The sequence below is a fragment of the Neisseria sp. S1 genome, from assembly GCF_048060015.1.
Taxonomy (GTDB): Bacteria; Pseudomonadota; Gammaproteobacteria; order Burkholderiales; family Neisseriaceae; genus Neisseria; species Neisseria arctica.
In genome coordinates, this window is sequence record NZ_JBLUPI010000021.1 from 1 (window position 1) to 14,328 (window position 14,328).

The 14,328-nt window shown below is 46.3% G+C and carries 15 protein-coding genes and 2 pseudogenes; 4 read left to right on the forward strand and 13 right to left on the reverse strand.

Translation table 11 applies throughout. The features are described 5' to 3' along the window. From ACEPPX_RS11250 to ACEPPX_RS11265, 4 genes and pseudogenes are all read left to right on the forward strand, one after another. Positions 1-105: pseudogene (locus tag ACEPPX_RS11250) on the forward strand (IS1595 family transposase); the annotation flags it as partial. A 243-nt stretch (positions 106-348) separates the two neighbouring features. Next, complete coding sequence (locus tag ACEPPX_RS11255; protein ID WP_416624111.1) at positions 349-828, forward strand: universal stress protein; 480 nt, start codon at positions 349-351, stop codon at positions 826-828. A gap of 32 nt (positions 829-860) precedes the next feature. Further along, positions 861-1,301: an acyl-CoA thioesterase gene (locus ACEPPX_RS11260; protein WP_047760751.1), complete on the forward strand. Its 441-nt coding sequence runs from the start codon at positions 861-863 to the stop codon at positions 1,299-1,301. A 297-nt stretch (positions 1,302-1,598) separates the two neighbouring features. Then, on the forward strand, positions 1,599-2,492 hold the full coding sequence (locus ACEPPX_RS11265) for a tyrosine-type recombinase/integrase (RefSeq protein WP_416624112.1): 894 nt from the start codon (positions 1,599-1,601) through the stop codon (positions 2,490-2,492). A gap of 261 nt (positions 2,493-2,753) precedes the next feature. Here the strand turns inward: ACEPPX_RS11265 and ACEPPX_RS11270 are convergent, their stop codons facing one another. The 13 genes and pseudogenes from ACEPPX_RS11270 to ACEPPX_RS11330 all read right to left on the reverse strand — a co-directional run. Next, complete coding sequence (locus tag ACEPPX_RS11270) at positions 2,754-3,020, reverse strand: ComEA family DNA-binding protein (RefSeq protein WP_416624113.1); 267 nt, start codon at positions 3,018-3,020, stop codon at positions 2,754-2,756. A gap of 1,050 nt (positions 3,021-4,070) precedes the next feature. Beyond that, complete coding sequence (locus ACEPPX_RS11275; RefSeq protein ID WP_416624114.1) at positions 4,071-4,310, reverse strand: helix-turn-helix domain-containing protein; 240 nt, start codon at positions 4,308-4,310, stop codon at positions 4,071-4,073. 17 nt (positions 4,311-4,327) lie between these two features. Next, positions 4,328-7,045: a glucosaminidase domain-containing protein gene (locus tag ACEPPX_RS11280; RefSeq protein ID WP_416624115.1), complete on the reverse strand. Its 2,718-nt coding sequence runs from the start codon at positions 7,043-7,045 to the stop codon at positions 4,328-4,330. Positions 7,046-7,583: 538 nt separating this feature from the next. Next, positions 7,584-9,005, reverse strand: a complete 1,422-nt coding sequence (locus ACEPPX_RS11285) for a DUF927 domain-containing protein (protein WP_416624123.1) — start codon at positions 9,003-9,005, stop codon at positions 7,584-7,586. 3 nt (positions 9,006-9,008) lie between these two features. Continuing rightward, the gene (locus ACEPPX_RS11290; RefSeq protein ID WP_416624124.1) at positions 9,009-9,506 is read right to left on the reverse strand and encodes a hypothetical protein; all 498 of its coding nucleotides are present in this window, start codon (positions 9,504-9,506) and stop codon (positions 9,009-9,011) included. Further along, positions 9,443-10,570 carry a toprim domain-containing protein gene (locus tag ACEPPX_RS11295; protein ID WP_416624116.1) on the reverse strand — a complete coding sequence of 376 codons (1,128 nt, stop codon included), beginning with the start codon at positions 10,568-10,570 and terminating at the stop codon, positions 9,443-9,445. The genes ACEPPX_RS11290 and ACEPPX_RS11295 overlap by 64 nt, the downstream gene beginning before the upstream one ends. Positions 10,571-10,762: 192 nt before the next feature. After that, complete coding sequence (locus ACEPPX_RS11300) at positions 10,763-11,116, reverse strand: hypothetical protein (protein ID WP_416624117.1); 354 nt, start codon at positions 11,114-11,116, stop codon at positions 10,763-10,765. Continuing rightward, positions 11,113-11,763 carry a hypothetical protein gene (locus ACEPPX_RS11305; RefSeq protein WP_416624118.1) on the reverse strand — a complete coding sequence of 217 codons (651 nt, stop codon included), beginning with the start codon at positions 11,761-11,763 and terminating at the stop codon, positions 11,113-11,115. Before ACEPPX_RS11305 ends, ACEPPX_RS11300 begins: the two co-directional genes overlap by 4 nt. Then, positions 11,760-12,455: a KilA-N domain-containing protein gene (locus ACEPPX_RS11310; protein ID WP_416624119.1), complete on the reverse strand. Its 696-nt coding sequence runs from the start codon at positions 12,453-12,455 to the stop codon at positions 11,760-11,762. Before ACEPPX_RS11310 ends, ACEPPX_RS11305 begins: the two co-directional genes overlap by 4 nt. Beyond that, positions 12,452-12,772 carry a helix-turn-helix domain-containing protein gene (locus ACEPPX_RS11315; protein WP_416624120.1) on the reverse strand — a complete coding sequence of 107 codons (321 nt, stop codon included), beginning with the start codon at positions 12,770-12,772 and terminating at the stop codon, positions 12,452-12,454. The genes ACEPPX_RS11310 and ACEPPX_RS11315 overlap by 4 nt, the downstream gene beginning before the upstream one ends. A 10-nt stretch (positions 12,773-12,782) precedes the next feature. Further along, positions 12,783-13,001, reverse strand: a complete 219-nt coding sequence (locus tag ACEPPX_RS11320; RefSeq protein ID WP_416624121.1) for a helix-turn-helix transcriptional regulator — start codon at positions 12,999-13,001, stop codon at positions 12,783-12,785. A 123-nt stretch (positions 13,002-13,124) separates the two neighbouring features. Next, complete coding sequence (locus ACEPPX_RS11325; protein WP_416624122.1) at positions 13,125-13,856, reverse strand: hypothetical protein; 732 nt, start codon at positions 13,854-13,856, stop codon at positions 13,125-13,127. A gap of 131 nt (positions 13,857-13,987) precedes the next feature. Beyond that, positions 13,988-14,328, reverse strand: a pseudogene (locus ACEPPX_RS11330) (ATP-binding protein); the annotation flags it as partial.

The window sequence follows — 14,328 nt, forward strand, 5'->3', positions numbered from 1 at the left end:
GACCGAAAATCTTTCCCTTTATTCTTGAAAGAATGCGAATTTCGTTTTAACTTTGGTACACCAAAAGAGCAACTTAAAATCTTGCGAATTTGGTGTGATATTTAAGGCTAATCTAATACAGCCCCTTTATTTTTACAACCTGCCAATCAATCCCAATACTTTTAACTTTATTTCCGGCTTATCCACACCATCATGCCCCACTAACTCCGACATCCCTACTGGTGAGCATAATAAAGATTTCAACCAGCATCACCTGATCACACTGCCGCACGCCGCCAAACAATTTATGCTAAGCTATATATGTGATTAGAATGACTACAATATAGCCATCTGAAACAGGAGAAACCCATGCTCGATACTGCTCAAACAACCGCCCCCATACGTACCATCATGGTTCCTGTAGATGATAGTCAAGCCGCTATGGGCGCATTAAGCGAGGCTTGCCGCCTCGCTAAAGCTTTTAACGCATCTGTAACCGTCGTCCACATTACTGATTTCACACGTAACAGCTGGGGTGTAGCAGGCTTTAGCAACCACTCCGAACTAGATAGTGCTATTGCCGATATACGTCAGAAAATCTTACAACGCGCTTCCAACACACTTGAAGCCGCAGGAGTAACCAGCGAGGTAGTAGTACTGGAAAGTGCGGGGGAGAAAACGGCTGATTTGATTGTCAGTGAAGCAGAAAAGCGCAGGGCTGACTATATTGTTATGGGAACCCACGACTTCAGCGGTTTACTTAACTTACTACTCGGTTCAGTTGCAGAGGGGGTTGTCCGCCAATCCTCTATTCCAGTCTTGCTCATCCGTGAGCAGGAAAATAATTAACACTCGCAGCACAACGGCCGAGGAATCCAAAGATGCCCCGTATTACTGTCGAAATTCCGCAAAAAATCCTATTTAGCACCAACATCACCATTGCTATAGGAGATATTAATTATGGCAACCACCTTAGCAATGATGCCGTATTGCGCCTATGTCATGAAGCCCGTATCCGCTGGCTGAAGCACCATCAACTCGGCGAAATCGATATTGGCGGCGGCAACGGCCTGATTATGGCAGATACAGCGATACAATATACCGCACAAGCGCACCACGGTGATGAGCTTAGTATTCAAATCGGCATCTCTGATATTTTCCGCTGTGGGTTTACCTTGTTGTATCACTTATACCGTCCAAGCGACCAAACAACTATCGCACGTGTACAAACCGGCATGGTGTGCTTTAGCTACAATACTCAGAAAGTGAATTCGATACCTGAAAGCTTCAAAATTTTGCTTACGCCTACCGAATCAAAATGATGGCTTATAACTATGCTTACACAACGTGACCGAAACCATGATCGACCACCTCATTCTGCCCCATTCAGCTTCTAAAATAGCAAAGTCTATCTAAGCACAATATCCAACTCATTCGCTTCTATTGCTACAGAAAATAGATCACTTATTTTATAGCAGCAATCGAATGAAATTATTCCAAACAAGAACCTTCACCACCGGCTACGAATCCCACCACAGAATTTCATATTTTAAATATAAACTTCAAATCTATTTAAAGTACAATCAAATCTTTCAGACGGCCTATCACCATCCAAACCCATGCTAATCAGCCAACTGCTCCAATATTACCCAGCCTATCTGCAAAGCATGCAGCAGCAAGGGAAATCAGCTCACTCCATTGCAGCGTACGACAGGGATCTAAAACAGCTCGACACACTGCTTCACGAAAATGCTGCCAATCAAATACTACACCGCCGTCATTTCATTACAGCACTCAAAAAACTTTCCCAGCAATCCAAACACCCTCGGAGCATTGCGCGCAAATTATCAGTGTGGCGGCAATATTGCGACTGGCTAGTCCAAAACAAACTACTCGATACCAACCCAACCGAAGGTCTCAAAGCGCCCAAAGCGCCCGCTCGTCTGCCCAAAGCATTGGATCAAGAACCGCTCAACCACCTTTTAGATCATACTGCCGAAAAAGAAAATATAGACTTACGCGATCATGCCATCTTTGAGCTGATGTATGGCAGCGGCCTGCGCCTTTCCGAATTACAGCAGCTGAATATAGCTGATATCATGCTTGAGGAAGGCTGGGTAAAAGTTACAGGCAAAGGAAACAAACAACGACAAATCCCGATAGTGGGAAAAAGTATTCACGCCCTTCAAGCATATATACCAGTCAGGCTAGCAGCTGACGGGGAAACCGCTGTTTTTACCAACAACCGAGGGCGGCGCCTAGGCCAGCGTCAAATACAAAACCGCTTAAAACAATGGGCACTCAAACACAACAGTGCACAACATATCTCTCCACATATGTTGCGCCACAGCTACGCTAGCCATCTGTTACAAGCTGCAAGAGATATTCGCGCAGTACAAGAACTTCTAGGCCACAGCAGTTTGGCCGCCACACAAATTTACACTAAGCTCGATTTCGACCATCTAGCTACGATTTATGATGAAACCCACCCAAGAGCCAAGCGTAAAAAATAAGCCTATACAATATCTTATTTAACAAATGTACCATTTTTTGGATAATCAACCGATTAAGATATTAAACAACCTTAGCCCCTAAAAAATTTCTTCAAATCATAATCAAAAAGCCGTCTGAAACTTATATTTCAGACGGCTTTCACATAATATTTGGCTCACAAACCACACTACTTATCAGAGCTCAATATTAGTATCACTACATATTCCAAGCTAAATTCCGGCAAAATGGCTTGCCGTCTCCATCAATACAAAATAAAACGTTTAAAAGTATTCTGCCACTGCACCAACCGTCGCCTCCTCACGCAAACGATTAATAATACGCTCGCTAATTCCTTTCACATTTTTCAATTCATCCAAGCTCTTAAATAATCCGTTTTGGTTACGGTATGCCACAATTGCCGCAGCTTTGGATAAGCCGATACCAGGCAATTTTGCCAACTCATTTACATTGGCGGTATTAATATTGATATAGGCAAAAGCAGAGCTTGCACCCAATAATGACAAAGCAGCCATAATAATATTTTTCATAATTAAAGGTCTCCGTAATGATACTTCAAGTACTCTGTAGTACTTTTTTGTTTTAGTGTGAAAGACAGCATCCTAATACATAATCAAATCATGATTCAAATATATTTACACCGCTCATCAAAAATTATGACCTTTTATTTAATAATTGTGACATTATTGTTACATTTTCAAAAATCAGAATTAGAGCATAATCTACCACAATATTAAAATTGAATAACCTAAAACTCCAATAACAAATTCACAAAAAATAGAAAATTTCAATCAACTCCCCACCAATTTTCAGTATGTTCAAATATCAAACCCACTGCAATACAACTGCAATCATCACTTTGCACACCAATTTATTTAGCATAAAGATTTGAATAAACATTCAAATACTCGCCACTAAATCAAATATTCCAGCAAAAGAAATTTACATATAAAAAATAAAAACTTATAAAAATTAGCAGAAACTCAAAGTGCTTTTTAAACCCAGCCAAGAAATAAGCCTTACTTATGCACCAATTGCTAGCAAGCAGCGAAATTTTGCTCTGGGTATTATCATTGATATAGCTACTGATATTCTTGTACAGGAAACAGGTCCAGGAGTTTAACCAGTTAAATCGTGTAGTTCTTGCAGCAGCCGACCATCCAATCCAATAAGGGCCCTACCATTAAGCCTTGCTCTGATTAAATCTTGTGGACGTTATTGGATAATATTAAGACGTAAAAAAAGCAACCTAAAAGGCTGCTGTTTTTTTCAGTGTCAGGGTCAGACTCAAACTATGCAATTAAAATATTGATTATATTGTTATTTATTTCAACGCAATCACAAAATACCCCCAAACATACCCCCAATTTGTCAAAGTCACACGTTTTTATACCTTGATTGCATCGCACAATGATACATCTGCATGAACTTATTTGGCAGCTTTTTTTATTGTGTACAGAAAAGATGACACTGCCCCCGTAAGTGCAATTTATCCAAAGTGCGGTAAATTAAAATAATACCGACACCGGCGAGTAAAGCTCTTTTGCTGGTGTCGGGCCATTTAATGGTTACGATACGGATCAATCTACTTTCATTGTCTCAACAATAGCCGGATTACGCCGGATAAGATTCAAGAGTGTTACGGCAGCGGCTCTAGGGCGTCGGCGGCCTTGTTCCCATGCTTTCACCGCGTCCAACGATACGCCGAGAATATCGGCAAACTCCCGTTGCGTGGTCGTATGAAACCGCTTTGCTCCACTTAGCCGGATAGAGCGGCGTAAGTGATAGATTTCAGTTGCACTCATGATATCTGCTTTCATGGCTCATTTCCCTGCTATTACATCATCCCCGGGTTAAGTTGAGTTACCGCTTCACTAATACCGCCCATCATGTCTTTGCCTGTACCTTGCATAGTGGAAGCTGAAGTATGGATATGCACACCCCCATTCATTACGACTTCTGTGTTTTTATTAATGGTTGGGGTAGTGTGGCGGCCTGCAACATTACTACTGTCGATACGCGGCTGCTGTTTGGCTATATTGCTTGCGATTACATGGCCTGCCAAGGGCGTATTGAAATCGAACATTTTTTTCAATCCGTTGGCAGTGGCAGTACCGCTGGAAATATAGTTTGGATCAGTGGCGTAACCGGCTGCTTTCAAAGCTGTAAAAAACTCTTTGGCGTTTTTGGTACCGATTACATTTTTATACCGCGCACTATTACCGATCAACTTAATGTAGTCCTCTGCAAATGCTTCTAGAGAATCATAAACCCTGTATGGGTCATTTGATTTCTCCATCTTGTCATAGGCTTTTTTCGTTTTGCCTTTCCAGCTTTTGCCTGCTTTGATATTCCCCAAATTATTTGTACCCGGAATAACGCTCCGCCCCCAGCCGGTTTCTAAGGCAAATTGCGCCAAGACTGCATAAGCCGGCACATTCAAACGGCTGCCGATCATTTTGGCAACTTCCCCATACTGGTTAACAAAGGCTTCTTTTGTTCCCATCGCCCGCTTTGCAGCAGCCGCTATATTGGCTTTCCCTTTGGCAACTAAGCCGCCCGTCCATTGGTGTTGTTGTTCGGGGTCTGCATATTCCCATTCGCCATTGGCATTTTTGGTTTTCATGCCCACATGAAGATGCGTTGGCATTTGGCGGGTCTTCGCCTTATCCAAATAGCCGGAATTACCTGTTTTGGCAATTTGTTGCCCTGCCTTTACTTGGCCGTTTTCTACCAGATATTCACTCAAGTGCGCAAAGGCATAGCGTCTTAACCCGTCGGCCGAAACTAAAAACATCTGATTCCCGCCGTTTAAATGGCGGTTGGTGCTGATGGTACCGTCTTCGGGGGCTGAAATAACCGTTCCCATAGGCGTGGCATAGTCAACGCCGTTATGCTGCCGCGTACCTTTACCATAAGGGTTTTGGCGTCGTCCAAATGCTGAAGTTACCTGATAAGATGCCCCACCGCCGATAAAGGGTAGAAACGCCATCTCGCCTTTACCGGCTGCATTTCGTTTAGCCAATGTTTGAACTGCAGTTTTAGCGGCTTCTTGTATTTTATTGCCTGCGTTCTCAACTGCCTTGGCCGTTTCTTTTAGTGCCTCTGCCGCTTGTTCTGACACCTTATCTGCCAATGCGATAGGTGAAGCGGCACCTTTGCTTTCCGCTGTCTTATCTGCTGCTTCAAGCGATTTTTCCAACGCTTTTTCAGTTACGGGTCGGGCAGATTGCTTGAATGCTTGGTAGCCCTCTTTCACGGTTTCCCATGCACCCTTGAAGTCACCGTTAGCCAATTGGTTCCATAGCTTGGCAAAAGTTTCTACTACCGGTTGCAGGCGGGATTGGATTTCCAAACGTAAATCAGCCAAGCCGTCTTTGAAATGATTTATCCAAACACGCCCGTCTTTAAATGTTTCCAACCAAGCCCAGTTGAATAAACTTTTACCGCCTTGTTTCCATACCATGAAATCTTCATACAACAAGGCAAACGCGGCACCTAGGGCGGTTACGGCAAGAATAGCGGGTAAAAACGGCGCAATAAATGCCCATGCTGCTGTTGCTCCTGCGGTTAAAGATGGTATAGCAAGCCCGGTTATAACACCCGCCAGCTTCACAACCGTACCTATCGAACTGGCAAGGGCGGCGGTCATTACTCCGCCTATAACTGCGGCCACCGGGAAAAATACCGCTTTGACAACTTCGCCGTTATCAATCAGCAATTGCATAAAACCGCTTGCAAGCTGCGTAACTTCGATTAAAACCGGCAACAAGGCATTGCCAAGCATGCCGGTTAAAGATTGCCATTGCAGCTGTAAATGCGCGCTCTGCTCACTGAATTTTCGGCTATTCTCAATATCTTGTTCACTGGATAGGTAAAGTTCTTTCTGTATAGCAAGCAGACGTTCCATTTCCTGACGGCCTTTTAACAGCATATTAGCCGTACCGTCATCCATGCCCATTTGCCTAGCAAGGTTAAACGCCTGAACCCGATCCATGCTGCTCATGCTGTCGGATAAGTCCAGCAAGACGTCATCCAACTGCCGGGCTTTGCCGCTGCTGTCCAGCATAGACACGCCCAAAGCATTGAAGTATGGCAGCATGGACGTATCGCCCATCATAATCAGGCTTGTCATACTGCCTGAAAGGGTTTGCAGATAGCCGCTCAAGCCGTCTGCACTGCCACCGGCCAAACCCGCCGCACCTTGCCATGAAGAAAGCTCTTTGCGAGACATACCAAGGTTACGGGAAAGATTGTCCATCTCACGATTGGCCTGCGCGGCATCGCCCGCCAATTTGGTTAAGCCTGCGGAACCTAAAGCCAATGAAGTAAACGAAGTAAATGCTTTGACTAAATCTCTGATGTTTTTTTCAAGCTGCTTGAACTGTACTTCGTTCTTCTTGGCCTGCTCTGCGTTTTTCTTTGCAGCAGCTTCCGACTTATCAAAAGCCTTTTCCATCTTTTCAAGTTTTTCGGTCGCTTTTTGCGCCTCACTTGAAAACTTGCTGGCATCAATACCAAGTTCGATAAACAACGTGTCAATTACAGTAGCCATTCCCAACCTCCAAGTATTTCTTATTATGAAAAAAATAATTGATATTTTACCCTTTGTTTTCCTTCTGGGAAATTTAATAGGTATAAAAGCATGGAAGTTTTCCAACCAGTGAATCAACAAAGCATCATTAGGCAAACTAGCCTGACTGAAAGTATATATATACAGAAAAATCACCGGTTACCGTGGTTACCTGGTTACCAAACGCTGAAAGCCTTATGTATAAAGGCTTTGCGGGTAACCACTAAGATTTTTCTTACTGGTTACCGCTGGTTACCAAACTTTCTTTACAATATAAATCACTGATTTTAAAAGGGTAACCACGGTAACCGGCAGGTAACCATGTAAATTTTTGTAAGTGGTTACCGCCAAAAGGCTTATAAATAAAGGCTTGCAGGGCATTTTTAATTGTAAGTAACCACGGTAACCACTACTTTTTAATTGTTCTCGCGTATAGCGTTTTTCCCTGCTTTGCTGTTGGTCGTACCCACAATAAAAAGCCGCCTGAATTTTCAGACGGCCTTTCTATGGTTGCGGTCGATTATTCCGATTCCGGCACTTCATCACTTGGCGGCTCTAAGCCTACCAACACATAAAACCGCCCTTTACCTTTGCGCTGGTGTCTCCAGCGTGTGCCATCAGGTTTTTTCAGCCACTCGATACCGTGTAAAACGGCACACACTTTGGCCGTATCAAAGCTTTGGCAAATTTCCGATTCAAAAACGGCAGGGATGATCCAAAATTCATCAGGCGAGTTTTCCTGTGTGGCAGATTTACGATAGCCGGCATGATTGCGATTGACGTATGGCTCTGCATCATTCCAACCGATAAAACGCAATGAATCACCATGCAGCTGCATAAATGCCTCTGCCTGTTGGATGATTTGCTTGTCCTCTTGTTTGCCGCTTCCAGTGCGTGCCAGCCATGCGTCAAAACACTGTTTGATACCTGCCATACCGACACCGGCGGCAAGTCCTGTTACCGGGGCGGCCAATTCCAGGGCGGCGGCAATCAGTGCAAACCGCTTGGCAACCCTGCGGGCTTGTCCGCTTAATTCGGGCAGGCCGTCCATAAAGGCTTTAATACGTTCTTCCGCTCTGTCTTTGGCGGTATCGTCCAGCAGGCGGATAAATGCACGGCCTGCGTTGCCATGTTGGTTGGTAGCGGCAGCCTGCAAATGCTCCGATAATTCGGCACCGCTGCTAAAGCCGTGCAAAGTGTCATAGATACCGTATTGGGCGGCGGCGGGAATAGAGGGCAGCCTTGCCGATTGGCCTGCATGCCAGTCGGCGGTACCGCGCATAATGGTATCGGGTGTTTTTTCACCGGTAGAAAGCACCAGCACGCGCCAGCGGCTTTGATGGCGGTTGCCGCCGTCTTTTGCACCCTGCGCCTTATTAACACCGTTCATGATGCCGTAAACGGTACTGCTGACAACTGTCGGTGTTGCCTGTCCGATTTCATCCAACACCAGCAGGCCGTCATTACGGGCAGCGGCGGTATTGGAAAACGCCAGCCCTGTGCCTTGCCACGTCATCAGAATGTCAGACGGCTTGCCCCATACGCTCAATGCGACGCGGGCGGCAGTGGTTTTCCCGTCCGAACTGTCGCCGTATAGGTGAAAACCGCCTGATTCCACGTTCAGAAGCGATAAGAGAGGGGCGGCAAAGGCAATGCCAAGGGCTAGGCATAGGCGGCTGTTACCTGCCGCATATCGCGCAATTTCAGCCTGCCATTGTTCAAGGCTGCCTGATTGCAGATACGCCGCCGCTTGGCTCTTGTCGCCGTTGTAGATGATCCGGGCGGCTTCCTCGCCGGTATGAATCACTTCGCCGCTTGGAAGAATGTAGGCTTTATCGTGCCAGCCCGCCTTTTCGGTGATGGTATAAGCGGCCTTACTGCCCTCTGTTTGCAGATAGTCTGCCAACAGTTCGCGCTTACGGCGGCCTGAATAGATGGTGATACCTCACGACTGCAAACGCTGCCAGCCTTGGTTGCTGCCTATGTCGGCAGTGGGGATAACGGCTATTTTGTTCTGCCGGGTGATCTTGTCGCGGTATTGGATTACACGGTAATAATTGCCTGCCGCATCTTGTCCGCTGCCGATCAGGTCGATAGTGTCGCTCAAACGTAAGGGTATTTCGTGCGGTTCCCCTGTTTCGCTGTTGTTTTTCACTTCTACCCACCATACGCCCTTGTTGTCGCAAACAAAGCGAGATTCAGGGGTAAACGGTTTAATCGTGGCCGGATCGATAATGATGGCGGTGTCTTCTGCCAATGCCGCCAAAACGGCATTATCGTTACATTCTGCGCCGTTTGAGCCGGTTTGCTGTACAATTTCATTCATGTAGCTACCCTCTTTCCTGCCGCCTGAAGCATTACGTTTCAGACGGCTTTTTTTTAATTTGCCGATTCCGTGTTGAGTTTCTGCACAATCTGCCAAGCCGGGCGGCTGCGCTTGCACAATTCATCCAGTGCATCGCCTGCTTCATCCGGCTGCCATAATTGCACCCTTACGCCTTGCTTGATGGCTCGAACAGCCAAACCGTGGGCAGCTTCATAGCCGATAGGGCGCGGCTCGTCATGGTCTGCCACGATCAGCAATTCTTTCAGGCCGTCGGGCAACACCAGCGATTTCAGCCCGCCTGCACTCAAACACGCCCATACGGGTAAACCGAACAATTCACGGGCAGCCAGTGCGGTTTCTATGCCCTCTGCCACGCACAAACGCCCCTTTTCATCTATCGGGAAAAGCTGCACCGCATGGCCTGTAAGACTGCCTGTATAGCGGCTCTGCATTTTCTTGGCAGGCAAGGTATCGCCCGTTTCGGGGTGATGCAGATTCAGCTTGCTGTATGTCGGCCGATGGTTTCCGTTGTCGCCATACGGTTTAGCCCATGCCGGCTTCAGGTAGGTTTGATGCAAACCCTGCAAATGGCCGTCTAAATCACAAATTGCGGCCAGCATGGCAGGGTGTTTGCCCTGTTGCCGCCATTGGCCGTTTACCTGCACCCAATAGGGCAATGCCGGGTGATAGCGCAACATTTGCGGCATATCGGCTGCCATTGCCAAGCCACGCCCCCGCAAATAGCCGATAACGGCGTCAGATTCGCTCAACGGCTGCGATTCATTCCAAAGGTTAGTCAAGATAGCCAAGCGGTCTTTAGGCGGCTCTATGCGCTTCTGCGGGGCAAAAACAGGCATTACCGTTTTGCCGCCGTCTGAAGCGGTCAAGCCCAACACTTCGGCCACATATTTCAGGGCAGCGGAAAAATCGCAATCAAACAGATGCTGCACCAAGTGAAAGCCATCTCCGCCGCCATTGTTGTAATGGCTGCAAATAAACGTTCCCCGTCCGTCTTTGTCGTCAAAGCGGAAGCGGTCGCGCCCGCCGCAAGCCGGGCATGGCTGGTGTTTGTTGCTCAATGCTTCAGGCGGCACACCCAAAGCGGTCAAAATACCCGGCCAGCGGTGTTGCGCCTCTGCCCGCACGTTGTCTGCATTAATCAGCTTGCTGGTGTCGTTCATGATTCAATCTCTTTCTGCCCGTAATGCAGCCCAAACCACCAAAATCACTATTTTTACCATTTCCATTTAAATCAAATACTTAAAAAGTATGCAGGTTAGTAAAACTTAAGGTTTCGGAAAGTTTGCGGCTGCAAAAACCCTACCGCTGCATATTGGGTGCGGCGGCGGATAGGCTAAATGGGATAATTTGGATTAGTCGGCGGTATGGTGAATCTGCGGATAAATCGGCTGCTTGCCGCTTACGCGCTGATACTGCCAGCCTTGAACACGGCAATAAGCCATTGCGGCGGCTTCCGCTTCCTCTTGCGTGGGCGCATTGAAAGGCTTCCATTCTTTCTGAAGCCAGTCGGTATCGGGCCGCAAATGGCTGGGCGGTAATACGGAAGCCGTATAGCAGGTTTCTTCACAATTGCCGTCTGCCGGTGAAAAGGTTTCTTTGCGCATGTAGACGGGGGCGATCAAGTTTTTAGCCAAGGCGTGGGTGTTGCCCAATAATTCAGGCAGGCCGGAATAATGGAATTTATTGACGGTAAGACGGTTATTCATTGCACACCTCCCGAAATCACATTGCACACCGTCCAGCGCGTGCCGTTTTGCACGATATTGAAACGGTAGTCATTGGCATTGCAGGAAGTCAGACGGTCGATAAAACGGCCTGCCTCGGCAAGCGAATCAAACGAACGGATAGAGCGGGAAATAAGCGGGCGTGAATAGCCCTTACGGATTTTTGGCATGATCGTACCTTTCGATTTGGCTTCTTTGCCGCTTTCCGTTTCCACGCGGTGGGCGGCAAGCAAAGGGCAAGGGGTGGAAAACCGGCAAATCGAACCGGCACGGCTAGGCCGTACCTTGCCCCCGCCTACCATTGCGAAAGGTAAAACAAGGGGATATGCAGACGTAAAAACACCGCTCAAAGAATTTGAGTTCCCGGCGGCTTGTCTGCCGATTTGTGCCAGCTTTCCACGGCTGGTCGGTTGATTGAAACCGATGGCTGAATATTGCCGTGGTTTGCCGCCGGTGTCAAGTAAGGGGTTTTCTCGCGCGCGCACGCGCGTACTGTACAGAAAATTCCAAAGCTGCTTCTCTCGTGTGTACGCGCTCGTATTTGTCGGCAGTAGCAAACTTGAAAGCCGCCCGTCTCGCGCGTGCGCGTATTTGTCTGGAAATTCAGCAGATACAAATTGATTTATCATACCGTACCCCCTGTATTTAAGGCCGTCTGAAAGCATTGGCGGATAGGTGCTGCCATTTCAAACAAAGCGGACTTACGCTTCGGGTAAGGAAAACCTCCGGCAATTAGTGCCGCATTGCGAGCTTCCAACCTTGCCAGCATTGATAGCTGCTGATTGGTTAAACTGTTACGGTCAATTGCTTTACGGCGTCCAGTTAAGGCCTCATTGCACAACAATGCTTCATTGCTGTAATGATGGCTTGCGGTCGTCTTCCCGCCTGATTCACGCGTAGCTTGCAATACTTCTGCCATTACTTGATAAGCAATCTTGCTTTCTTGTCGCTCCGTTTGCCATGCTTTACTGCCATTGATGATTTCTACAATCTGATCGTCGCACCAAACCGCAAAATCAACATCACACCAACGGGCGAACACTACGGCTAATTTCGGATGTAGCCAAGTACCACCATTATTGCCACGTTTACTTCTGATAAAACTGCTTTTTGTAATACGGGATTTTCCCGTATTTGAATTTCCATTCTTTTCTTCTTCATGTTTGCATAAAGCAGCTATGTATCGCTCCGTTTCGGGTAGGCGTAACCATTCATAAGCCTGCTTGCCAAAATATGCGGCAATTTCGGTAGCGTTAAACCATGCTTCACGGCTTACCTTAAGCGTTTTGCCCTGATAGTTGCAATGAATCAATGCATTCATACCTGCGCCCCTTTCTCGCTTATCAGGCTGTAAACGCCTATGCGGTGGGTAATGCCCGCATGGTCTTCTTCATGCCGCCAAGTAGTCGCAATATCAAAGCCATGTTTGCGTAATTCCAAAACGCGGGCAGCCGGTGAGCAAATACCGAAGTTACGAAACTCAAGCGTGCTATGGGGGCGTTGGCGCAAGCGTTGCAGGATGAATTTGCGCTGAACCTGTTTATCGGTTGATGAAACAACGGTATGATTACGGCTATCCTTTTGTTGGCCGCCTGAAATGCCTTTGCCGGTGTTTGGGCGGTTATTTTTTTGATTCATGATTTCCCCCTTATGCACCTAAACGTACGGCGGCGCGTTTTTCGATATAAGCGTCGATTTCACTTTCCAGCCAGCCGACTGAACGGCCATTGGCGGATAGTTTGAAAGGTTTCGGCATATCGGGGTCAAAAAGATGACTTTTAGGGTCTAGCCGGTACCAAAGTGCGCTTGATGAAATGTTTCCCAAGCGTTTTCGTACTTCAAATTGGCGTAAGATGGCATCAGCCATGTTTCAATCTCCTTTTACCTCTTTGGGCGTTGTTGGAACATGGCGAAAAGATAGCCGCCTTGTGAAGCGGCTATAAGGTGGTAGCGTGCTGACTTCATGAAATAGCCCGTTGATTTCGGTAAATCAGCGTGCTGATTTCTGTTGCCAGTCAGCTATCCATTTTTGAATAGTTCTTTCTGTAGGAACATCAGGGGCAGGAATTTCACTTCTCTCAATTTTACGGATAATTGAACGGATTAGTTCAGCTTTACCCCCTCGCTTTTGCAATATGTCGGATTTTTCCTCAAGTAAAGTGAAAACAGCGTTGATGGTTCCTGCTTTTTCATAGGGGCTTTGTTTTGCTTTCCCTGCTTTTCTTGCTTTTATTGTTATCAATTCTCTAGATACTATTTTTTCATCCTTACGCTCCAAATCTGCAACAATGTTTGTATATACATTTGAAATTAAAAATGAAATTTCTTTAAAGCGTGAAAATCTCTTATTTATTGTTAAAGAATTATATGATACGACATATTCATATAATTCTTTTACCGTTAGAAATAATATAACTAGTTGAAGAATTTTGTAACTTTGATATTCCTCTCTCGTTTCTGCATCATAAAAGTATAGTGCTTCGTAAGGGTCATACCAAGTATGAAAATTAAAAGGTTCTTTAAACTTCTCCTCGTATTTTCGTAATGCTTTATAGTACTCATGCTCAATATCGGCTATTTCTTCATTTGTTCTTCTTTGTTCGATTTCTTTATAAAATAGCTGTCGAATAATTCCTTGTGCCTGCCAACTAAAATGATCTAATGCCTTATCGAAATCAACAGTTTCAATTAACTTCCACCAATCATCATAAGACTTCTTCATTTTTCATTTTCCCGTACTCATTTTCTACTAAAACATGCAAGCAAAGATGAGGATTGCCCTGTTTTCGCCGTTGGTAGCTAATCGTGGGCTAGGTGTGGTTGTAAACTTTCAGACGGCCTTTGATCATACCGCTAGGGTGTGTTTTCTAAAATCCATGTCTGCAATAGCGGGTTGTTGATTTGTAATGTTCTGCTTGCATCGCGGCTTATCCAGTCTTGCCGTTCCATGCGGTTAATGGCGGCCTGTACGTTGCTGTTGCTCACGTTGGCTATGCCAAGCGCGGCGGCATATCGTTGCCGGCTTTCTTGGCTGTACGGGCTGGTGTTGGGGTTGCGTGCTATATCCGCCAAAATGGCCTGCTCAATCGGTTTTAACTCTGCCCAGATTCCTTTTTCGGCGTGTTGTTCATTGAGTTGCTGCAAGCGGCTTGATGCGGCTTCTTCTAGGCTTAATTCGGGTGTGATTATCATGT